Below are 21806 nucleotides of genomic sequence, written 5' to 3' on the forward strand. Positions count from 1 at the left end.
CAGATCAAGAGCCTGTCCAATGTGCATAAAAAAATCCGGAAACAAGTGAGCGTTTCCGGATTCTTACACAGCCACTGGATCGGTCAACTGATCCTTAACTGATCGGCATTATCCCTTCTGGGGCCGTTTTTTTGTTTTACCCAAAGCAACTTTCCCATAAACCGACAGCATTGTCCTTCATCATATTTGCGACGATGTATAACGCCTACACACAGCGATATTGTACTTTACAGGTTACAAGTCAATGTCGGTGTATAAGCGCTCTGTGAGGGGTATAGTGGCGTTAAAGAACTGTCGAGAAGGGTATATACACCGGATGAAGTGAGTAAAACGAACTGACAGGATAAAAGCGCCCTGCTCACCCTGTCAGTAAAGAAATTCTTATTAATCGTGGCGATGCCTTTCCTGAATAGCCGTTAATGAGCCGACTTCTAACGCTTCTTTATAGTGTTTACGGCATACAGAAACGTAGCGTTCATTACCACCAATAACCACCTGCTCACCTTCGTTATAAGGTCTGCCTGCTTGATCAAGACGCAGCACCATGCTTGCTTTGCGGCCACAAAAACAGATGGTTTTTAATTCAACCAGTTTGTCGGACCATGCCAGTAAGTATTGGCTGCCAATAAATAACTCACCTCGAAAATCGGTACGTAAACCATAACAAAGTACGGGTATATCGAGTTGATCAACAACCTCCGATAATTCATATACTTGTTGTCTGGTTAAAAACTGGCATTCATCAACCAGTACGCAATGAATTGCCTGCTGTTCATGTTCCGCACGAATCTCATCAAATAATGATGAATTTTGGTTAAATAATTTTGCAGGCGATGACAAACCTATACGCGAACTGACTTTCCCGGCACCAAAGCGATCATCAATTTCTGCCGTATATACGACAGTGCGCATGCCGCGTTCCTGGTAATTGTATGAAGATTGCAACAATGCTGTAGACTTACCCGCATTCATTGCGGAATAGTAGAAATATAGCTGTGCCATCAGCCACAGGCCCTCAATGATATGAATTAAAGTTGGCTGGAGTTTATCATAATTCGTCAGTTTTTCAGCTCAACAGTATGCACAGAAGTGGTATATGCGTTCTCCCTTACGAAGCCTTGCATAATCCTTCTGAGCTATCATTACAACTGCCTCGCTTGTTATAAGCGGGTAAATGACTGCTGGTAACTATTCACAATCTTTAACCTGTTGCGCAAGTAATAGCCCTCTGTTGACCTCCTGGAGATAGTGCAATACTAAGTCCCTGCTCTTATTGCGACTGTTCTACTTTTCATCATTCGCTTAATAGGGAATTCTCGTAAACACGACTAATACAGAAGACTGAAAGGTCGTCAGCCTACGATAATCTCCCCATAAAATGTGACATGAATCAGGAAGTTTTAACCTCACGTGCTGCGAAATCATCGGTGCAAATAGGGCTATATGCCGCGTCTTTTCTGGCTAATTTTATGAAAAGATATTTATTGGCGGCACAAAATAAAGAACAATTTTGAATTCCTTACATTCCTGGCTATTGCACAACTGAATTTAAGGCTCTATTATTACCTCAACAAACCACCCCAATATAAGTTTGAGATTACTACAATGAGCGAAGCACTTAAAATTCTGAACAACATCCGTACTCTTCGTGCGCAGGCAAGAGAATGTACACTTGAAACGCTGGAAGAAATGCTGGAAAAATTAGAAGTTGTTGTTAACGAACGTCGCGAAGAAGAAAGCGCGGCTGCTGCTGAAGTTGAAGAGCGCACTCGTAAACTGCAGCAATATCGCGAAATGCTGATCGCTGACGGTATTGACCCGAACGAACTGCTGAATAGCCTTGCTGCCGTTAAATCTGGCACCAAAGCTAAACGTGCTCAGCGTCCTGCAAAATATAGCTACGTTGACGAAAACGGCGAAACTAAAACCTGGACTGGCCAGGGCCGTACTCCAGCTGTAATCAAAAAAGCAATGGATGAGCAAGGTAAATCCCTCGACGATTTCCTGATCAAGCAATAATCTTTTGTAGATTACACTTGCTTAAAATCCCGCCATCGGCGGGATTTTTTATTGTCCGGTTTAAGACAATTTAATAAGAATAAGCTATAAAAAAACGGCGTCGATTGCTCAACGCCGTTTCGTGGATAACACCGATACGGAAGTTACTTCTTAATGCCCATCTCTTCTTCAAGCCAGGCTTTAAATTCCGTGCCAAGGGTGTTATGACGAATACCGTATTCAACGAAGGCCTGCATGTAACCTAATTTATTACCGCAGTCATGGCTCTTCCCTTTCATATGATAGGCTTCCACCGTTTCTTTTTCGATCAGCATATCAATTGCGTCGGTGAGCTGAATTTCATCACCAGCACCCGGAGGGGTTTTTGCCAGCAACGGCCAAATATCCGCGCTAAGAACGTAACGACCCACAATAGCGAGATTAGACGGCGCAACATCCGCTTTTGGTTTTTCAACCACGCCAACCATCGGTACGCTTTCACCCGGCGCTAATTCAACGCCTTTGCAATCCACAACGCCATATGCGGTCACATCAGCAACCGGTTCAACCATGATCTGGCTATGACCCGTTTCATCAAAGCGGCGGATCATCTCTGCCAGGTTATCCTGTGACAAATCGGATTCATATTCATCCAGAATAACGTCAGGCAAAATAACAGCCACAGGTTCATCACCCACTACCGGGTGAGCACACAATACCGCGTGTCCCAGGCCTTTCGCCAGCCCCTGACGAACTTGCATAATAGTCACGTGCGGCGGACAAATAGACTGCACTTCATCAAGCAGTTGACGTTTTACACGTTTTTCCAGCATTGCTTCCAGTTCAAAACTGGTATCAAAGTGGTTTTCAATCGAGTTTTTAGATGAGTGAGTAACCAGCACAATTTCAGTAATGCCAGCCGCAATACATTCATTCACGACGTATTGAATTAATGGCTTATCGACAAGTGGCAGCATCTCTTTCGGGATGGCTTTCGTCGCCGGCAACATCCTGGTTCCTAATCCCGCAACGGGGATAACGGCTTTTTTGACTTTCGTATTAATGGCAGCCATTTAAATTCTCCTGGACTGTTCGTGTTTTGAACGTGTTCATATTTCTGTATCGCATCCCAGTATATCAGCACCCCGAAGGGGCTAAGTTCTGAAAAGGAGGCGAGTTAGCATAATTAAGACAATTACTTATACGAATGGCGACGATAGTACCACCAGCCGACATTAGCAGGTAATGCAAATTTAGCCCGCGTTATCGTTTGCTCATTCTGCAGACAACATCAAGCGAAGCCGACCACCGGTTCCCCATATTTGACATTGCCAGGCATCGCATCGCTGGCTCAATTGATTCAAATAAGCGTTACCTAAAGTGCCTAACGGAACACCATTACTGATTTGTACCTGGTGTTCGCCGGTATTTAACGTCGCATTCAGACCCGCAGAAACCAGAATGAGATTTTTCAGTTCGCGATGATAATAGCCAACTAATAGCGGAAACTGCCCCGGCAGATTGGCCTGACGGAGTAAATGGTTTACCTGCTTCAATAACGCGCCCAACTCTGGCAACCGTTGATTTTGATGTGCAAGCTGTTCCTGTAATAATCCGTTAAACAATGCGCGTAATAACAAGGCAGCAAGTACGCCATTATGTCCAGCTCGGGTGACATCAAGGCAATAAAATGCCAGATCGTTTTCCGAAAGTGCGGCAATATCAAGCACCAGGCCGGGTTTGTCCGCGGCAACCAATTGACGATAATTAACCCGGCAATGGGAAATCACCTGCTGAACCGGCGGTTGCAATTCCTGTAATAATTTCGCCGCTGCGGCAGGGTTATCAACCATTGCATCCCAGTCGCGAAAAAGCCTTTCCTCTTCCTCAACGCGGGAATTAAACATGCTGGGATAGAGACAGGCAAAAACCATCTCGCGCAAGCGATTCAGATCTTTAACTGGTTTCAGCAAAACATCTTCAACGCCCAGACGTAACGCTTTGGCAATATCTGCCATATTTTCAGTGGCAGATATCACCAGAACCGGTGTCTGGTCACCTCTGTTGCGTATATGTTCCAGCAGTTTAAGCCCGTTCATTCGTGGCATCGCGATATCACATATCATCAGGTCTGGAGTGAAACCTCCCAGCAACTCAAGGGCATCCACCCCATCAGCCGCCAGTACCGTTGTCGCTCCCAATGAGGAAAACCACGAATCCAGAAGCGAGCGAAATACCTGCTCATCTTCAACAATGAGAATCTGTTTTCCGACCAATGGCTGCGTCATGTTCTCTCCCCTGACTGGCTTTACTCAATAGTGGCATGCTATTGCCACCTGCGCCTGTCAGAATTAACTTAAGTGTAGATAAAAATTCTGGTCAAATGTTGGTGCGTACCAACGGCAAAAGTTCGTCCATTTTCCTTTCCACTGCCAGCTGTCCGGCCGCAATGGCAGCGTGCGCGCGATGGAAATCAAGCGTAGATATTTGCGGGCAAACAGGTTGAATCAGAATATCGGGCGGATCACCTGCCATGCGGTTCCTTTTAAGGCGGTTCTCCAGCACCTGGATAGAAGTGGTCATAATCTCTGTTGCCGTTGGCGCTGTCACCGCCCGACGTGTCGTTATGCTGCCCAACCTTTCTTTCAGACGCGCATGCCACGGCAGAGAATCACCATTCTCGCTATTTTCTTCACTGACATTAAATGAGAGCAGATCTTGTTGCATCAAATGAGCATCGTGCTGCAGGTCGACCGCTATCACAATATCAGCACCCAATGCACGCGTGAGCGAAATAGGAATTGGGTTAACTACTGCCCCATCAACCAGCCAGTAGCCGTTATGCGCAACGGGTGCCATGAGTCCTGGAATACTGCATGATGCACGAATAGCAAGATGGATATCGCCTTCAGTAAACCATAATTCGCGCCCAGTACTTAAATTGGTGGCAACAGCCGCGAAGCGACGGGAACAATTTTCGATCTCTGTTTCCGGCATTATTTCGCGATATTGATTGAAGACACGCTCGCCGCGCAGTAACCCACCGCGCTGCCAGGAGAGATCCATCAGGCGTAAAACATCCCAATAACTGAAAGAGGTTACCCAATCTTCCAGCGCAGATAATCGATCGCATGCATAGGCCGCGCCCACCAGCGAACCAATTGAGCATCCTGCAACGATATCAATTTCAATACCCACTTTTTTTAGCGCATTAATAACGCCAATATGCGACCAACCTCTCGCCGCGCCAGATCCCAGCGCCAGCCCTATTTTTATCTTTCTCATTATTCCCGCAAGATTCCCCTGGAATGCAATCGTAGCAACATCGCTACTGCTCGGTTAACATAGTGCTACTCAGGCGGTTAATACGCCGTTATTGTTTCCAGGGAGATTATTTGTGTCTCAGCTTTGTCCCTGTGGTAGTGCTGTCGAGTATAGCCTATGTTGCCACCCTTATGTGTCTGGTGAAAAGGTTGCACCTGATCCAGAACATCTCATGCGTTCGCGTTACTGCGCTTTTGTGATGAAAGACGCAGATTATTTAATAAAGACCTGGCATCCATCTTGTGGAGCGGCGGCGTTACGTGCCGAATTGATGGCCGGATTTGCGCATACTGAATGGTTGGGATTGACCGTATTTGAACATTGTTGGCAGGACGCCGACAATATCGGATTTGTCAGTTTTGTTGCTCGATTTACCGAAGGTGGTAAAACAGGTGCAATAATTGAACGTTCGCGATTTTTGAAAGAAAACGGTCAATGGTACTATATTGACGGTACACGTCCGCAGTTTGGTCGCAACGATCCCTGCCCTTGTGGTTCAGGTAAAAAATTTAAAAAGTGCTGCGGCCAATAATGGTTGACGGTACGGTTTAGCAAACACTCTCAACAAGGTTTTTCCAGCAATGCATTCACTCCAACGTAAAGTTCTGCGTACTATTTGTCCGGACCAAAAAGGTCTGATCGCACGTATTACCAATATTTGCTACAAGCACGAGTTAAATATCGTACAGAACAATGAATTTGTTGATCACCGTACCGGGCGCTTTTTTATGCGCACGGAACTGGAAGGGATTTTTAATGATTCCACCCTGCTGGCGGATCTCGATAGCGCATTGCCAGAAGGCTCCGTGCGTGAGCTGAATCCTGCCGGTCGTCGCCGGATAGTGATTCTGGTCACTAAAGAAGCGCATTGCCTTGGCGATTTGTTGATGAAAGCCAATTACGGCGGCCTGGATGTCGAAATCGCGGCAGTTATTAGTAACCACGATACTTTACGTTCTCTGGTTGAGCGTTTTGATATTCCGTTTGAGCTGGTAAGCCATGAAGGGTTAAGCCGCAACGAGCACGATCAAAAGATGGCGGACGCCATTGATGCTTATCAACCTGACTATGTGGTGCTGGCGAAGTATATGCGGGTATTAACGCCGGAATTTGTGGCACGCTTCCCGAATAAAATCATCAATATTCACCATTCATTCCTGCCTGCGTTTATCGGCGCACGTCCTTATCACCAGGCCTATGAACGTGGTGTGAAGATTATTGGCGCAACCGCTCACTATGTGAATGACAATCTGGACGAAGGCCCAATCATCATGCAGGACGTTATTCATGTCGATCATACCTACACAGCTGAAGATATGATGCGCGCAGGTCGTGACGTCGAGAAAAACGTCTTAAGTCGTGCGCTATACAAAGTACTGGCACAGCGCGTCTTTGTTTACGGTAATCGGACGATTATTCTTTAATCGCCAGCAAAAATAACTGGTTACCTTTAATCCGTTACGGATGAAAATTACGCAACCAGTTCATTTTTCTCAACGTAACACTTTACAGCGGCGCGTCATTTGATATGATGCGCCCCGCTTCCCGATAAGGGAGCAGGCCAGTAAAAAGCATTACCCCGTGGTGGGGTTCCCGAGCGGCCAAAGGGAGCAGACTGTAAATCTGCCGTCATCGACTTCGAAGGTTCGAATCCTTCCCCCACCACCATCTCAAGTATTACCTCAAAATTTGAATTACCCCTGGTGGGGTTCCCGAGCGGCCAAAGGGAGCAGACTGTAAATCTGCCGTCATCGACTTCGAAGGTTCGAATCCTTCCCCCACCACCATCACTTTTCAAAAGTCCGTAAACTCTCAAACGAATCCGCAATTAAATATTCTGCCCAAGCGGGGAAGGATGAGAAGCTTCGACCAAGGTTCGACTTGAGCGCCAGCGAGAGAGCGTTGCCGCAGGCAACGACCCGAAGGGCGAAGCGCGCAGCGCTGAGTAATCCTTCCCCCACCACCATCACTTTCAAAAGTCCGTGAACTCTCAAACGAATCCGCGATTAAATATTCTGCCCATGCGGGGAAGGATGAGAAGCCTCGACCAAGGTTCGACTCGAGCGCCAGCGAGAGAGCGTTGCCGCAGGCAACGACCCGAAGGGCGAAGCGCGCAGCGTTGAGTAATCCTTCCCCCACCACCATCACTTCCTTAAATAATCAAAACCTGTTACTCCGAGCTAATTTTGCCCGATGGCACCACGTTTACCGGGCCTACAATATCCTCCCCTGTAGGTCGGATAAGCGAAGCGCATCCGACAACTCACCCCGCACCGTGCCCATAAAAAAACCCCGCCGAAGCAGGGTCTATGTGAACTAAAATTCGCTTAGTGACGAGCGCGCACTAGCTGGTACTTACGTGTCAGATACTCCACCGGTACGCTCCAGATGTGTACCAGACGCGAGAACGGGAACAGCAGGAATAACGTCATCCCCAGCACCAGGTGCAGACGGAAGATAAACGCCACACCATCGAGGTGTTGAGAAGCGCCACCGTGGAAGGTCACCACCGACTGCGCCCAGCCAACCAGTTTCATCATCTCGCTACCGTCCATATGCTGAGCGGAGAACGGAATGGTCAACAGGCCCAGCGCGCACTGGATAACGAGCAGCGACAGGATCAGGATATCCGCTCCGGTAGTGGTTGCACGCACGCGTGGGCTGAACAGACGACGCTTCAGCAACAGCACGCCGCCAATCAGACACAGCACGCCGCTGGCACCACCAGCAAACATCGCCATTTTCTGTTTCACTTCAATCGGCAGCCAGGCTTCATACATCCAGTGCGGCGTCAGCATACCGAAGAAGTGACCAACAAAAATCCCCAGAATACCGATATGGAACAGGTTCGACGCCAGGTTCATCCCTTTGCGATCCAGCATCTGGCTGGACGCCGCGCGCCAGGTGTACTGCCCGTAGTCATAACGCAGCCAGCTACCAATCAGGAAGACCGCCCCGGCTATGTACGGGTAGATATCAAAGAAGAACATATTCAGGAATTGCATTAGTGCTGTCCTCCGGTGGTGATATTCAGATATTGCGGCGCGACGGCACCGGCAAAGCGACGCTGATGAGCAGTGATTGCTGAATCACCGCAGCCTTTGTCAGCAAAGAATTTAACCTGCTCTTCTTCCCAGACAGCATCCAGCGCCTGCGGCGTATCATCGCGCGCTTCGTCGGCAATTTTTTCCGCCACTTTGTCGCTGTCGATAGCGGTATTGGCCAATTTCAGCAGCAGATCAAACATCACGGCATAACGGCTTTCACGCTGTTGCAGACGCGCGCTCAGCAATGCCAGAATCGGCGCGATATCTTTCAAACCTTCCACGGCTTCGCTTTGCGGCAGCTGCGACAGGTACTCCAGATACAGCGGCAGATGGTCCGGTAATTCGCGGCTGTTTAACTGCAAGCCGTGCTGCTCGTACTGCGCCAGCAGGTCCACCATCGCCTGGCCGCGGTCACGGGATTCACCGTGAACATGTTCAAATAGCAACAGTGACGTGGCGCGGCCACGGTCGAACAGTTCGCTGTACTGGGCCTGGGCATCGAGCGGATCCATCGCCGTTAAATCGCGCAGGAAAATGCCCAGCGCATGGGCATCTTCTTTCGACAGATTTTTCGACGCAGCAATCGCCTCAAACATCTCTTGTTGATGCTGCCATAAGGCAGCATCCGGATATTCAAGGAGACGCGATACAATCACGAGTTCGATCATGGATGCGGCTCCGTTTTGCTGGTCACATCGATGGCATCGATACGACGGCTGTTGAACAGATTGAATTTGGTATCTGAACCGTGGCAGCCATCACCAAAGGTAAAGCCGCAGCCATTTTTCTCCGGGAAGGCTTCCCGTGCCAGTTCACGATGACTACTCGGCACCACAAAGCGATCTTCGTAGTTAGCAATCGCCAGATAACGGTACATCTCCTGTGCCTGGGCTTCGGTCAGACCGACCTCTTCCAGCGCACGGGTATCAACTTTACCGTCAACGGTTTCAGCACGTTTGTAATGACGCATCGCCAACATACGTTTCAGTGCGCGCAGTACCGGTTTGGTATCACCGGCGGTCAGCAGATTCGCCAGATACTGTACCGGAATACGCAAGCTTTCGACGTCTGGCAGAATGCCGTTGCTACCCAGCTCACCCGCGTCTGCTGCAGACTGAATCGGAGACAGAGGCGGCACGTACCAGACCATCGGCAGTGTGCGATATTCTGGATGCAGCGGCAGCGCCAGTTTCCATTCCATTGCCATTTTATAAACCGGCGACTGCTGTGCGGCTTCAATAACGCTCAGCGGAATACCGTCTTTAATCGCCTGCTCGATGACTTTCGGATCGTTCGGATCGAGGAACACCTCCAGCTGACGCTGGTAAAGATCTTTCTCGTTCTCGGTGCTGGCTGCACGTTCAATCGCGTCGGCATCGTACAGCAGCACGCCAAGATAACGGATACGACCGACACAGGTTTCTGAGCACACGGTCGGCTGACCCGCTTCAATACGCGGATAGCAGAAGATGCACTTCTCAGACTTACCGCTCTTCCAGTTGAAGTAGATTTTTTTGTACGGGCATCCGGTGATGCACATACGCCAGCCACGGCATTTATCCTGGTCGATCAGGACGATGCCATCTTCTTCACGCTTGTAAATCGCACCGCTCGGGCAGGTCGCCACACATGCCGGGTTCAGGCAGTGTTCGCACAGGCGCGGCAAATACATCATAAAGGTGTTTTCGAACTGGCTATACATCGCCTTCTGGATGTTGTCGAAGTTCTTGTCTTTCGCCAGTTTGTCAAACTCACCACCCAGGTCATCTTCCCAGTTCGGCCCTTTTTCGATTTTCGCCATCCGTTCCCCGGTAATCAGCGAACGCGGACGGGCAATCGGCTGCGATTTGCTGCCTTCCGGCGCGGTATGCAGGTTCTGATAGTCAAAATCGAACGGCTCGTAATAATCGTCGATCCCCGGCAGATGCGGGTTAGCGAAGATTTTACCCAGCAACATGGCACGGTTACCCATGCGCGGCTGCAGTTTGCCGTTGATTTTACGGATCCAGCCGCCTTTGTATTTTTCCTGGTTTTCCCAGTCAGTCGGGAAGCCCTGACCCGGCTTGGTTTCCACGTTGTTGAACCACGCGTATTCCACGCCTTCACGGCTGGTCCAGACGTTTTTACAGGTAACTGAACAGGTGTGGCAGCCGATGCACTTATCGAGATTCAGCACCATGCCGACTTGTGAACGAATTTTCATTTTACGCTCTCCTGTACCTGGTCATTGCCTTCGCCATCTAACCAGTCAATGTTCTTCATCTTACGCACTACAACAAACTCATCGCGGTTAGAACCTACGGTGCCGTAGTAGTTAAAGCCGTATGCCAGATGGGCATAGCCGCCGATCATATGCGTCGGTTTCGGCGTGATACGGGTGACCGAGTTATGGATACCACCACGCTGTTGGGTAATTTCCGAACCAGGCAGGTTAACGATACGTTCCTGCGCGTGGTACATCATGGTCATCCCTGCCGGAACACGCTGGCTGACAACCGCACGGGCAGTCAGAGCACCGTTGCTGTTGAAGACTTCAATCCAGTCGTTATCGGCGATACCCAGATCTTTGGCATCGGCTTCACTCAACCAGACCACCGGACCACCGCGACCTAAAGTCAGCATCAGCAGGTTGTCGCTGTAGGTGGAGTGGATACCCCACTTCTGGTGCGGCGTCAGGAAGTTGAGCGCTTTTTCCGGGTTGCCATTGGATTTCTGGCCCATCACTTCTTTCACCGAACGGGTGTCGATCGGCGGACGATAAACCAGCAGGCTTTCACCGAAATCACGCATCCATTGGTGATCCTGATACAGCTGCTGACGGCCAGAGAGCGTACGCCACGGGATCAGCTCGTGAACGTTGGTGTAACCGGCGTTGTAAGAAACGTGTTCATCTTCAAGGCCAGACCAGGTCGGGCTGGAGATGATTTTGCGCGGCTGTGCCTGAATATCGCGGAAGCGAATCTTCTCGTCTTCTTTATTCAGCGCCAGATGCGTATGGTCACGACCGGTAAACTCGCTCAGGGCAGCCCAGGCTTTCACGGCTACCTGACCGTTGGTTTCCGGTGCCAGCGTCAGGATCATCTCTGCCGCATCAATTGCGGTGTTCAGCATCGGCTGGCCTTTCGCCGGACCTTCCGCTTTGGTGTAGTTGAGCTTACGCAGCAGATCCATCTCGCTCTGGGTGTTCCAGGCAATCCCTTTACCGCCATTACCGATTTTCTCCATCAGCGGGCCGATAGAGGTAAAGCGTTCGTAAGTCGCCGGATAATCGCGCTCTACGACCATAATGTGTGGCGCGGTTTTACCAGGGATCAGGTCGCACTCGCCTTTTTTCCAGTCTTTCACATCCAGCGGCTGCGCCAGTTCAGCGGCAGAGTCGTGCTGGATAGGCAGCGTGACGATGTCGGTTTCTTTACCCAGATGGCCGACGCACACTTCGGAGAATTTCTTCGCGATGGCTTTGTAGATTTCCCAGTCGCTTTTCGCTTCCCAGGCCGGATCGACCGCCGCAGACAGCGGGTGAATAAACGGATGCATATCCGAAGTATTCATGTCGTCTTTTTCGTACCAGGTCGCCGTCGGCAAAATGATGTCGGAATAGAGACAGGTGCTCGACAGACGGAAGTCCAGCGTAACCACCAGATCCAGCTTGCCTTCCAGACCATTGTCCTGCCAGTCCACTTCTTCCGGCTTCACGCCGCCCTGTTGCCCCAGATCTTTACCCTGGATACCGTGCTCCGTCCCCAGCAGGTACTTGAGCATAAACTCATGACCTTTACCGGAAGAACCGAGCAGGTTAGAACGCCAGATGAACAGGTTGCGCGGGTGGTTTTTACCGTTTTCTGGTTGTTCTGCCGCAAAACGGATGGAACCCTCTTTCAGGGATTTCACCGTATAGTCCACCGGATTCATCCCGGCTTTTTCCGCTTCGCCAGCGATAGTCAGCGGGTTAGTGCCTAACTGCGGTGCAGACGGCAGCCAGCCCATGCGTTCCGCACGGACGTTAAAGTCGATCAAGTGTCCGGTATAGCGGGATTTGTCCGCCATCGGTGACAGCAACTCTTCCGCCGTGACGGTTTCATAACGCCACTGGCTGGAGTGGTTATAGAAATAAGAAGTGCTGTTCATGTGACGCGCCGGACGCTGCCAGTCAAGGGCAAACGCCAGCGGCTGCCAGCCGGTTTGCGGACGCAGTTTTTCCTGACCTACATAGTGCGCCCAGCCGCCCCCGCTCTGACCGACACAGCCGCAGAAAATCAGCATGTTGATCAGACCACGATAGTTCATATCGAGGTGATACCAGTGGTTCAGCCCCGCACCGACGATAATCATCGAACGACCGTGCGTTTTATCAGCGTTATCGGCAAATTCACGGGCGATGCGAATAATCTGGCTGCGAGAAACGCCGGTAATCTGCTCGGCCCAGGCCGGGGTATAAGCTTTCACATCGTCATAGCTGGTTGCACAGTTAACGTCGTTCAGGCCACGTTCCAGACCGTAGTTTGCCAGCGTCAGATCATAAACGGTGGTCACCAGGGCGGTGCTGCCATCAGCCAGTTGCAGGCGTTTCACCGGCAGTTTGTGCAGCAGCACGTTTTCCAGTTCCACTTTGTTGAAGTGTTCCGTGCCGTCGCCACCAAAGTACGGGAAGCCTACCTCAGCGATCTCATCCTGGCTACCCAGCAGGCTCAGTTGCAGCTCGGTTTCTTCGCCAGTTTTGCCGTCGCGCTGTTCAAGATTCCATTTGCCCTTCTCGCCCCAGCGGAAGCCAATAGAACCGTTCGGCGCAACCATTTCGCCATTGGTATTAAAGGCGACAGTTTTCCATTCCGGATTGTTTTCCTGGCCCAGCGCATCAACCAGATCAGCAGCGCGCAGCATACGACCTGCAGCGTAGTAACCGTCGCGTTCTTCCAGCATCACCAGCATCGGCATGTCGGTGTAGCGACGCACATAGTCGGTGAAATACTGGCTTGGGTTGTCGAGGTGGAATTCACGCAGCATTACGTGGCCCATCGCCAGCGCCATTGCCGCATCGGTGCCCTGTTTCGGTGCCAGCCACAGATCGCACAGTTTGGCGATTTCAGCGTAGTCTGGTGTGACGGCAACAGTTTTGGTCCCTTTGTAACGCACTTCAGTAAAGAAGTGAGCATCCGGGGTACGCGTCTGCGGCACGTTTGACCCCCAGGCGATGATGTAGCTGGAGTTGTACCAGTCAGCAGATTCCGGTACGTCAGTTTGCTCGCCCCAGGTTTGCGGAGACGCAGGAGGCAAGTCGCAGTACCAGTCGTAGAAGCTTAAGCAAGTACCGCCAATCAGCGAGAGATAGCGTGCACCCGATGCGTAAGAAACCATCGACATTGCCGGAATTGGCGAGAAACCAGCAACACGGTCCGGGCCGTAGTTTTTGATGGTGTAAACGTTAGATGCGGCGATCAGTTCGTTCACCTCCTGCCAGGAAGAACGAACAAATCCACCGCGTCCACGCGCCTGCTTAAAGCTTTTCGCTTTATCGGCGTCTTCAATGATAGAAGCCCATGCCTCAACCGGATCGCTATGCAGCGCCTTCGCTTCACGCCACATTTTCATCAGGCGTTTGCGCATCATCGGGTATTTCAGGCGGTTGGCACTGTAAAGATACCAGGAGTAGCTGGCACCGCGCGGGCAGCCGCGAGGTTCATGGTTTGGCAGATCCGGACGGGTACGCGGATAGTCAGTCTGCTGGGTTTCCCAGGTGACCAGACCGTTTTTGACGTAGATTTTCCAGCTGCAGGAGCCGGTGCAGTTTACCCCGTGGGTAGAGCGGACGATTTTGTCATGCTGCCAACGCTGGCGATATCCATCCTCCCAGTCACGGTTGGTATTGAGAAGCTGGCCATGCCCATCGGCAAAGGTTTCACCCTTCTGTTTGAAGTAGCGAAACCGGTCCAGGAATTTACTCATCGGTTTTCTCCTGTGGGAGCCTGTCGGCCCTCTGATAAATCGACATTGCTAATGTTTAAGGGCAAGGTAACGCTCTGAAACAGCGTGGGAATTGATAACGATCAAGAGTGATGGGGATGAAAAATAAAGTAAATTCCTAAGATACCCCTTTAGGATAATTAACAGACACCACATAACAGACTGTAAATTAAGACGTTTTATACCTGTAGTTATTTAAACTATTAAGATTTTTATGCAGATGGGTATTAAGGAGTATTCCCCATGGGTAACATATTAATGGCTCTTAATGAAATCCGGCGAAATAAGCCATATAATATGAGTATGTTGTAACTAAATGACGCATAAAAAAAGCGCGACATCATGCCGCGCAAAGGATAATCAAATATTTTACTCTATATAATTCGGTTTACAGGAAGGCGGCAAGTGAATGAATCCCAGGAGCTTACTAAAGTAAGTGACTGGGGTGAATGAACGCAGCCGCAGCACATGTAACCCGAAGTATGACGAGTAACGGTTTATTTTTTAGAATGCCGACCATATACCGCCCAGGTAATCACTACGCAGGCGATATAGAAAATCAAAAATACCTTCATTGCGCCGACTGGCGAACCCGTTAATGCCAGCGAGCTACCAAACGCTTTCGGGATAAAGAAGCCACCAATAGCGCCAATCGCAGAGATGAAACCCAGCGCCGCTGCCGTGTCGGTTGCCGCTTCACGCATCGCACGTTCGTCAGAACCCCCTTCTGCTTTCACGCGATCCATTGTCAGTTTACGGAAGATCACGGAAATCATCTGGAATGTGGAACCACTACCCAGCCCAGCTGTCAGGAACAGCGCCAGGAAGACTGCGAAGAACGCCATGAAGCTTCCGCCCTGTCCGTCAGTCGGTAAGGTCAGGAACAGCAGGCCGCTGAAAATCGCCATCAGGATAAAGTTCACCAGCGTGACACGAGTTCCGCCCAGACGGTCAGATAATGCACCACCTGCAGAACGCGCCAGCGCACCAATAAACGGCCCGAAGAAAGCGTATTGCAGAATCTGAACATCCGGGAACTGCGTTTTTGACAGCATCGCAAAGCCCGCGGAGAAGCCGATGAAGGAGCCGAAGGTTGCCAGATACAGCAGGCTCATAATCCACAGATGACCCCGTTTGAGTACCGGCAACTGCTCCTTGATGGAGGCTTTCGAGGTAGCAAGATCGTTCATGCCAAACCACGCCGCAATGGTGAAGATGGCAAGGAACGGCACCCATACCCAGGACGCATTCGCCAGATACAGCTCAGTCCCATCCGGCTGTTTGACACCCTGGCTACCAAATACTGCGAAAATCGACAGTGATACCACCAGCGGAGCAACCAACTGCATGACGCTGACGCCCATGTTGCCCAGACCACCATTCAGACCCAGCGCCCCCCCCTGCTTCTGTTTCGGAAAGAAGAAGCTGATGTTTGCCATACTGGATGCGAAGTTCGCGCCAGCAAAGCCGCACAGCAGAGAGATGATGATGAAGACGCTATAAGGCGTGGAGGTATCCTGCACGGCAAAACCCAGCCAGACGCAAGGAATAATCAGAATACCGGTGCTGAACGCCGTCCAGCGACGACCACCGAAGATAGGAACCATAAAGGAGTATGGAACACGTAATAACGCGCCAGAAACCGAAGGCAGCGCAGTCAACATAAATAGCTGATCGGTCGTAAAATTAAAACCGACTTTCGGTAAGTTCACCGCAACAGCGCTGAACAACATCCATACGCAAAACGCCAGCAGCAGACAGGGAACGGAAATCCACAGGTTGCGGCTGGCAATACGTTGACCGCGTTGTTGCCAGAACGCAGGATCTTCCGGTCGCCAATCTGTAATGACAGCTCCAGTAGCCCTTTCGGGGGCGGATGAGTGACTCATAGACACCTCTGATACTCGTTTCGATGTCTGCCACCTTAGTGTCTGTAGCTAAAGGCAATTTGATGTAAATCAAACGATAAGATAACTTTATCTATCATTGATATTTATCATTACCCATAGTGAGTACAGTGATTTCATAAAAATTATGAGATTTTTCACGGTGCTGTAAAATCCCTACCCTTACCGATGTAAAGCGACTAACCACGCGGCAAATAAGGAGTAACTCTTTCCGGGTATGGGTATACTTCAGCCAATAGCCGAGAATACTGCCATTCCAGAATGTATCGTCACATTCATTAAGGTTATTGCTCATTTAAAGCCTGAAGGAAGAGGTTTACATGCTTAAACGTTGTCTCTCTCCGCTCACCCTGGTTAATCAGGTTGCGCTTATTGTGTTGCTTTCTACTGCTATTGGACTGGCAGGGATGGCAGTTTCTGGCTGGCTGGTGCAAGGCGTTCAGGGCAGCGCCCATGCGATCAACAAAGCGGGATCGCTGCGCATGCAAAGTTACCGTCTGTTGGCGGCAGTGCCATTAAGCGAGAAAGACAAGCCCTTAATTAAAGAAATGGAACAAACGGCATTTAGCGCCGAGTTGACTCGAGCAGCGGAACGAGACGGACAACTGGCGCAATTACAGGGTTTACAAGATTACTGGCGTAATGAACTGATCCCTGCGCTGATGCGTGCACAAAACCGCGAAACGGTGTCAGCGGATGTCAGCCAGTTTGTTGCCGGGCTTGATCAGCTGGTATCTGGTTTTGACCGCACCACGGAAATGCGCATTGAGACAGTGGTACTGGTCCATCGGGTAATGGCGGTATTTATGGCACTTTTACTGGTGTTCACTATTATCTGGTTGCGGGCGCGACTGCTACAACCGTGGCGGCAACTGCTGGCAATGGCGAGTGCCGTCAGCCATCGCGATTTTACCCAACGCGCAAACATCAGCGGGCGCAACGAAATGGCGATGCTTGGAACTGCATTGAACAATATGTCTGCAGAACTGGCCGAAAGTTATGCCGTACTTGAGCAGCGGGTTCAGGAGAAAACTGCCGGGCTGGAGCATAAAAATCAGATCCTCTCTTTTTTATGGCAGGCTAACCGCCGTTTGCATTCCCGCGCCCCGCTGTGTGAACGCCTGTCACCGGTACTCAACGGCTTACAGAATTTAACCCTGCTACGTGATATCGAACTGCGGGTGTATGACACTGATGATGAAGAGAATCATCAGGAGTTTACCTGCCAGCCAGATATGACTTGTGATGATAAAGGCTGCCAGCTCTGCCCGCGCGGCATATTACCCGTTGGCGATCGCGGCACAACCCTGAAGTGGCGGCTGGCTGACTCTCATACGCAGTACGGTATTTTGCTGGCGACCCTGCCGCAGGGGCGTCATCTTAGCCATGATCAACAACAACTGGTGGATACCCTGGTTGAACAACTCACCGCCACGCTGGCGCTGGATCGCCATCAGGAACGTCAGCAACAGTTGATCGTGATGGAAGAGCGTGCCACCATTGCGCGCGAACTGCATGATTCTATTGCCCAATCTCTCTCTTGCATGAAGATGCAGGTGAGTTGTTTACAGATGCAGGGCGATGCGCTGCCAGAAAGCAGCCGCGAACTGTTAAGTCAGATCCGTAACGAACTGAATGCATCCTGGGCGCAGTTGCGTGAATTGCTCACCACATTCCGTTTGCAGCTCACCGAGCCTGGATTACGTCCGGCGCTGGAGGCGAGTTGCGAAGAGTACAGCGCCAAATTTGGCTTCCCGGTGAAGCTGGATTATCAATTGCCGCCTCGTCTGGTGCCTTCGCATCAGGCAATCCACTTGTTGCAAATTGCCCGTGAGGCATTAAGTAACGCCCTCAAACATTCGCAAGCGAGTGAGGTCGTGGTGACGGTGGCGCAAAACGATAATCAGGTCAAACTGACCGTCCAGGATAACGGCTGCGGCGTGCCTGAAAATGCCATCCGCAGCAATCACTACGGCATGATAATAATGCGCGACCGTGCGCAAAGTTTACGAGGCGATTGCCGCGTCCGCCGTCGTGAATCAGGTGGCACCGAAGTGGTTGTCACCTTTATTCCCGAAAAAACTTTCACAGACGTCCAAGGAGATACCCATGAGTAATCAGGAACCGGCTACTATCCTGCTGATCGACGATCACCCGATGCTGCGAACTGGCGTAAAACAGCTTATCAGTATGGCACCAGATATCACCGTGGTTGGCGAAGCGAGTAATGGCGAACAGGGTATTGAACTGGCGGAATCTCTTGATCCCGATCTGATCCTGTTAGATCTCAATATGCCCGGCATGAACGGTCTGGAAACGCTGGATAAACTGCGCGAAAAGTCCCTCTCCGGTCGCATTGTGGTATTCAGCGTCTCTAACCATGAAGAAGATGTGGTCACCGCACTGAAACGCGGCGCGGATGGCTATCTGTTAAAAGATATGGAACCGGAAGATCTGCTGAAAGCATTGCATCAGGCAGCTGCTGGCGAAATGGTATTAAGCGAAGCATTAACGCCTGTTCTGGCCGCCAGCTTGCGCGCTAACCGTGCCACTACTGAACGCGATGTTAACCAGTTAACCCCACGCGAGCGCGATATTCTCAAGCTGATTGCCCAGGGTTTGCCGAACAAGATGATTGCCCGCCGCCTGGATATCACCGAAAGCACAGTAAAAGTGCACGTCAAGCACATGCTGAAGAAAATGAAGCTCAAGTCTCGCGTGGAAGCTGCGGTATGGGTGCATCAGGAGCGCATTTTCTGATTACGGTTCCCAGCGCAGTTCGTCGTTTGACAATGCGTCGAACGGTTCGACAAGCGTTAGCGTGATCTCATTGGAGGAGACACGCTGCCCCTGGTTATCTTCCACCACTACTGACAATCGCCAGTGATTGCTTGCGCCTTCCCCGTTTTGCCAGTCAGGCATGATCAGCGTCCAGCCCTCCTCACTGTTGGCTTGTGCGCCCGGCGTCAAACTTAATATCTGCGTATCGCCCTGCCAAATCAGTTGCCGAATACCGTAACGACTGCGGATTTGTAATTTCAGCGGCACTGTTTCGCCAGGTTTTAGATCCCACGGCGGTGTCGCCAGAAACACCGTTAAGGTTTTTCGCTGTCGGTACTCAAGAGTCGGAAGATTATTTCGCTGCGGATTGTCATAGCGACTACCACGTAACGACTGACTTTCGGCAACTTCGCCCGCAGAAAGTTGTTTTTTGAGCGGTACACCAAAGCGGTAGTTAAGATTCAGCCCGAGGTTATTTTGATTCTCGCCACTTTCACCCTGTTTATGCCGGGCCGTCACAGTGACTAAGGGCACAGGGGTGTAATTTAATCCCAGACTCAACGCGACGGGATTGTGATAACCCGTACCAGAGTTAAACAAATCGACACGATCACCAAAATACTGTTCTACGCTGACACTGGTATTGAGGTGTTGATAGAACGGCATGCGCATCCGGGCTGTCAGGTCGTACCCGCGCGCCATCCGCTGTTCCTGCGTGGCTGTCTGTTCATGCCATGCAGCAAACGGCTGATAAAAGTTTGCCGATAGTCGCAAATATTCGCCCCACGCTTCGGCACCAAAGCCCGCTCGCTGAAGATTTTCGTCCAGCAAGTTGTCATAAAAAGTGTTATAACCCACCAGCCAGTTGCCGCGCGCCCAGCGTTGCCCTACGCCCACATTGCTCACCAAGCCATCATCCTGCTGAGTAAGACCAAGCTGGCTCCAGGTGAGATAACGATCATTATCTTGTAACGGCACAAACCAGCTTCCGCGACTGCCGGTGAAATGTCCTTCGTTATCCACTTTGACGTCAACACTGGCATTTCCCCACGGTGATAGCCAGGACTCTACGTGCTGATTAACCTGTTGACTAAGCGCGTCGCGGACTTTTCCTAATGCGAAAGCTTTTGCCTGCTCGCCAGTATCCAGCCCGTTATCATTCATACTGGTTTCGCCGAAATCTTTCACAATTTCCGCAAAGTGTTTTTCCCCATCATGATTTTCAGGTGCCATGCCTAAATCCGGCAGACCATCATTGTTATTATCAAAGGGATTTGCCGCTTTTTGCTCGAAGGTAGATTGTGCGTTAGCTGTACCGCCTGCCGCCAGCAAGAGTAAATAAAACGGAATAATGCGAGGAACGAAACGGCTCAAAACGTCGGTAACTTCCGGTAAAAATGAAAAACCATAGCCTTAAAGAATAACGATTACTGGCACCTTTTGTCGTATTTTCTCGCGCTTTCAGGAAAATCCTTAAAAATGTGACCGATTGGTCAGACGCTGCAGAAGCGGTAAGATAGAAGATGAGTGTCTAATTCCCTGAATACAGGAGTAAATAATGCAAAAAATCGTGATCGTTGCCAATGGAGCACCTTACGGGAGCGAATCCTTGTTTAACAGCTTGCGGCTGGCCATTGCGTTACGAGAGCAGGAGAGCAATCTGGATCTGCGTCTGTTCCTGATGTCTGATGCGGTCACAGCCGGGTTGCGCGGGCAAAAACCAGGGGAAGGCTACAACATTCAGCAAATGCTGGAGATCCTTACCGCTCAGAATGTACCGGTGAAATTGTGCAAAACCTGTACTGACGGACGCGGGATTAGCACACTTCCTCTGATTGATGGGGTGGAAATCGGTACTCTTGTTGAACTGGCGCAATGGACGCTGTCAGCCGATAAAGTGCTCACATTTTAATGTTTGAGGGGGCGTCTGACGCCCCACTATGAGGGAAGTTTACTCAGGCGAATCCCGGCCGTAACACAGCATCCGGATAATTCTCCGCCAGCAGTTTTTTTACCGATACCAGCAAATCATTCAGCCCATCGTCCTGCATTCCCAGTTTGATAAGCTCCTGTTCCAGTGAAAACAGGTATTGTGCGTTGGTTCCCAGCGGACCGCTCGCCGCCGCAATCAACGGCGCGATGACCTGAGCGCGAGTGTCAGATTCATATTCTGGATGTCGCGGGTCCATAATAAACACAATGGCGTTTACTGTGCGTCCATCATCAAGATCAAGCTGACACCAGGTTGGCAGATAACAGCCGGTAATCATCTCGCGCTTCCACAACAGGGTTAGTTCCTGCTCCAGCGTCTCTTCTGGCAGTCGATAGGCGACGCCTGTGGTGCGTCCGCCCTCTTTCAGTGCAAGCATCCGTCCCGGCTGGTGCGCAGTCCCGCGCCCGGCGGTCAGGCGCAGGCAAAACGCGCGATGCCATCCAACCAGTGTACCGGTGCACGACTCGGTAAACTCCAGTGCCGGATTCCACATCAACGATCCATAACCGAAGATCCACACCGGTCCCTCATCAGGTCGACAAGCCAGCGTCGCCGCCAGCGAAGCCGCCCGTTGTTCTGCTGACCATAAGAGTGATTCTTCAATGGCACCAAATGCCGTTTTACAATCGGCATTCATCAAGAAATCACGCGTTATCACCTTACACCTCCGCCACTGCATACTTCCCTGCGACAACTTTTTGGTGTCTTCCGGACATTTTTACTGCTCATTTTGAAACCACTAACGGGACAATATGCAATCCACGGACCACTTGCAAGGCAACACCGCACGAATAG

The 21806-nt window shown here is 50.7% G+C and carries 17 protein-coding genes, 2 tRNA genes and 2 other RNA genes; 10 read left to right on the forward strand and 11 right to left on the reverse strand.

Annotation, left to right across the window (positions count from 1 at the left end):
- Positions 1–384: 384 nt before the first annotated feature.
- Positions 385–1002 (reverse strand): thymidine kinase, encoded by a 618-nt coding sequence (gene tdk / locus ACJHYW_RS18590; protein ID WP_000068076.1) that lies wholly within the window; start codon positions 1000–1002, stop codon positions 385–387.
- Positions 1003–1605: 603 nt separating this feature from the next.
- Here tdk and hns point away from each other — a divergent pair.
- Positions 1606–2019, forward strand: a complete 414-nt coding sequence (hns, locus tag ACJHYW_RS18595; RefSeq protein ID WP_001287378.1) for a histone-like nucleoid-structuring protein H-NS — start codon at positions 1606–1608, stop codon at positions 2017–2019.
- Positions 2020–2162: 143 nt separating this feature from the next.
- Here hns and galU read toward each other — a convergent pair whose 3' ends face one another.
- The 3 genes from galU to rssA form a co-directional block, all read right to left on the reverse strand.
- On the reverse strand, positions 2163–3071 hold the full coding sequence (galU, locus tag ACJHYW_RS18600) for a UTP--glucose-1-phosphate uridylyltransferase GalU (protein ID WP_000718995.1): 909 nt from the start codon (positions 3069–3071) through the stop codon (positions 2163–2165).
- Between the two features lie 201 nt (positions 3072–3272).
- Positions 3273–4286, reverse strand: coding sequence for a two-component system response regulator RssB (rssB, locus tag ACJHYW_RS18605; RefSeq protein WP_000193447.1), 1014 nt, complete (start codon positions 4284–4286; stop codon positions 3273–3275).
- 91 nt (positions 4287–4377) lie between these two features.
- Positions 4378–5283 (reverse strand): patatin-like phospholipase RssA, encoded by a 906-nt coding sequence (gene rssA, locus ACJHYW_RS18610; protein ID WP_001226473.1) that lies wholly within the window; start codon positions 5281–5283, stop codon positions 4378–4380.
- A gap of 112 nt (positions 5284–5395) precedes the next feature.
- On the opposite strand from rssA, the gene ACJHYW_RS18615 reads away from it, so the two are divergent.
- The 6 genes from ACJHYW_RS18615 (at position 5396) to ACJHYW_RS18640 (ending at position 7466) form a co-directional block, all read left to right on the forward strand.
- A complete protein-coding gene (locus tag ACJHYW_RS18615; RefSeq protein ID WP_001361954.1) occupies positions 5396–5854 on the forward strand; it encodes a YchJ family protein in 459 nt (152 codons plus the stop codon).
- 49 nt (positions 5855–5903) lie between these two features.
- Positions 5904–6746, forward strand: a complete 843-nt coding sequence (gene purU / locus ACJHYW_RS18620; RefSeq protein ID WP_000555859.1) for a formyltetrahydrofolate deformylase — start codon at positions 5904–5906, stop codon at positions 6744–6746.
- Positions 6747–6905: 159 nt separating this feature from the next.
- Positions 6906–6990, forward strand: a tRNA-Tyr gene (locus ACJHYW_RS18625).
- A 34-nt stretch (positions 6991–7024) separates the two neighbouring features.
- Positions 7025–7109, forward strand: a tRNA-Tyr gene (locus ACJHYW_RS18630).
- A 47-nt stretch (positions 7110–7156) separates the two neighbouring features.
- Positions 7157–7288, forward strand: a non-coding RNA gene (locus ACJHYW_RS18635) — RtT sRNA.
- A 46-nt stretch (positions 7289–7334) separates the two neighbouring features.
- Positions 7335–7466, forward strand: a non-coding RNA gene (locus tag ACJHYW_RS18640) — RtT sRNA.
- Between the two features lie 183 nt (positions 7467–7649).
- Here ACJHYW_RS18640 and narI read toward each other — a convergent pair.
- The 5 genes from narI to narK form a co-directional block, all read right to left on the reverse strand.
- On the reverse strand, positions 7650–8327 hold the full coding sequence (gene narI / locus ACJHYW_RS18645) for a respiratory nitrate reductase subunit gamma (RefSeq protein WP_001160110.1): 678 nt from the start codon (positions 8325–8327) through the stop codon (positions 7650–7652).
- Positions 8327–9037, reverse strand: a complete 711-nt coding sequence (gene narJ / locus ACJHYW_RS18650) for a nitrate reductase molybdenum cofactor assembly chaperone (protein ID WP_000571699.1) — start codon at positions 9035–9037, stop codon at positions 8327–8329. Before narJ ends, narI begins: the two co-directional genes overlap by 1 nt.
- Positions 9034–10572, reverse strand: a complete 1539-nt coding sequence (gene narH, locus ACJHYW_RS18655; protein WP_000702660.1) for a nitrate reductase subunit beta — start codon at positions 10570–10572, stop codon at positions 9034–9036. The genes narJ and narH overlap by 4 nt, the downstream gene beginning before the upstream one ends.
- Positions 10569–14312 (reverse strand): nitrate reductase subunit alpha, encoded by a 3744-nt coding sequence (locus ACJHYW_RS18660; RefSeq protein WP_000032941.1) that lies wholly within the window; start codon positions 14310–14312, stop codon positions 10569–10571. The genes narH and ACJHYW_RS18660 overlap by 4 nt, the downstream gene beginning before the upstream one ends.
- Positions 14313–14827: 515 nt before the next feature.
- Positions 14828–16219: a nitrate transporter NarK gene (narK, locus tag ACJHYW_RS18665; protein ID WP_000019836.1), complete on the reverse strand. Its 1392-nt coding sequence runs from the start codon at positions 16217–16219 to the stop codon at positions 14828–14830.
- 338 nt (positions 16220–16557) lie between these two features.
- Here narK and narX point away from each other — a divergent pair, with 338 nt between their 5' ends.
- Positions 16558–18354 carry a nitrate/nitrite two-component system sensor histidine kinase NarX gene (gene narX, locus ACJHYW_RS18670; protein ID WP_000918063.1) on the forward strand — a complete coding sequence of 599 codons (1797 nt, stop codon included), beginning with the start codon at positions 16558–16560 and terminating at the stop codon, positions 18352–18354.
- On the forward strand, positions 18347–18997 hold the full coding sequence (narL, locus tag ACJHYW_RS18675) for a two-component system response regulator NarL (RefSeq protein ID WP_000070491.1): 651 nt from the start codon (positions 18347–18349) through the stop codon (positions 18995–18997). The genes narX and narL overlap by 8 nt, the downstream gene beginning before the upstream one ends.
- On the opposite strand, the gene ychO is transcribed toward narL, so the two are convergent.
- Positions 18998–20392: an inverse autotransporter invasin YchO gene (ychO, locus tag ACJHYW_RS18680; protein ID WP_000086193.1), complete on the reverse strand. Its 1395-nt coding sequence runs from the start codon at positions 20390–20392 to the stop codon at positions 18998–19000.
- Between the two features lie 184 nt (positions 20393–20576).
- Between ychO and ychN the strand changes: the two genes are divergently transcribed.
- Positions 20577–20930: a DsrE/F sulfur relay family protein YchN gene (gene ychN / locus ACJHYW_RS18685; RefSeq protein WP_001169669.1), complete on the forward strand. Its 354-nt coding sequence runs from the start codon at positions 20577–20579 to the stop codon at positions 20928–20930.
- 43 nt (positions 20931–20973) lie between these two features.
- On the opposite strand, the gene chaC is transcribed toward ychN, so the two are convergent.
- Positions 20974–21669: a glutathione-specific gamma-glutamylcyclotransferase gene (gene chaC / locus ACJHYW_RS18690; RefSeq protein WP_012311798.1), complete on the reverse strand. Its 696-nt coding sequence runs from the start codon at positions 21667–21669 to the stop codon at positions 20974–20976.
- Positions 21670–21806 lie beyond the last annotated feature (137 nt).

The organism is Escherichia sp. WS3063 (assembly GCF_046486595.1).
Classification (GTDB): domain Bacteria; phylum Pseudomonadota; class Gammaproteobacteria; order Enterobacterales; family Enterobacteriaceae; genus Escherichia; species Escherichia coli.

Coding starts and splice junctions, on each gene's coding strand:
- ychN (WP_001169669.1), top strand. CDS start 20,577: ATGCAAAAAATCGTGATCGTTGCCAATGGAGCACCTTACGGGAGCGAA.
- rssA (WP_001226473.1), bottom strand. CDS start 5,283: ATGAGAAAGATAAAAATAGGGCTGGCGCTGGGATCTGGCGCGGCGAGA.
- tdk (WP_000068076.1), bottom strand. CDS start 1,002: ATGGCACAGCTATATTTCTACTATTCCGCAATGAATGCGGGTAAGTCT.
- narH (WP_000702660.1), bottom strand. CDS start 10,572: ATGAAAATTCGTTCACAAGTCGGCATGGTGCTGAATCTCGATAAGTGC.
- galU (WP_000718995.1), bottom strand. CDS start 3,071: ATGGCTGCCATTAATACGAAAGTCAAAAAAGCCGTTATCCCCGTTGCG.
- ACJHYW_RS18660 (WP_000032941.1), bottom strand. CDS start 14,312: ATGAGTAAATTCCTGGACCGGTTTCGCTACTTCAAACAGAAGGGTGAA.
- narX (WP_000918063.1), top strand. CDS start 16,558: ATGCTTAAACGTTGTCTCTCTCCGCTCACCCTGGTTAATCAGGTTGCG.
- narL (WP_000070491.1), top strand. CDS start 18,347: ATGAGTAATCAGGAACCGGCTACTATCCTGCTGATCGACGATCACCCG.
- purU (WP_000555859.1), top strand. CDS start 5,904: ATGCATTCACTCCAACGTAAAGTTCTGCGTACTATTTGTCCGGACCAA.
- narJ (WP_000571699.1), bottom strand. CDS start 9,037: ATGATCGAACTCGTGATTGTATCGCGTCTCCTTGAATATCCGGATGCT.
- narK (WP_000019836.1), bottom strand. CDS start 16,219: ATGAGTCACTCATCCGCCCCCGAAAGGGCTACTGGAGCTGTCATTACA.
- rssB (WP_000193447.1), bottom strand. CDS start 4,286: ATGACGCAGCCATTGGTCGGAAAACAGATTCTCATTGTTGAAGATGAG.
- narI (WP_001160110.1), bottom strand. CDS start 8,327: ATGCAATTCCTGAATATGTTCTTCTTTGATATCTACCCGTACATAGCC.
- hns (WP_001287378.1), top strand. CDS start 1,606: ATGAGCGAAGCACTTAAAATTCTGAACAACATCCGTACTCTTCGTGCG.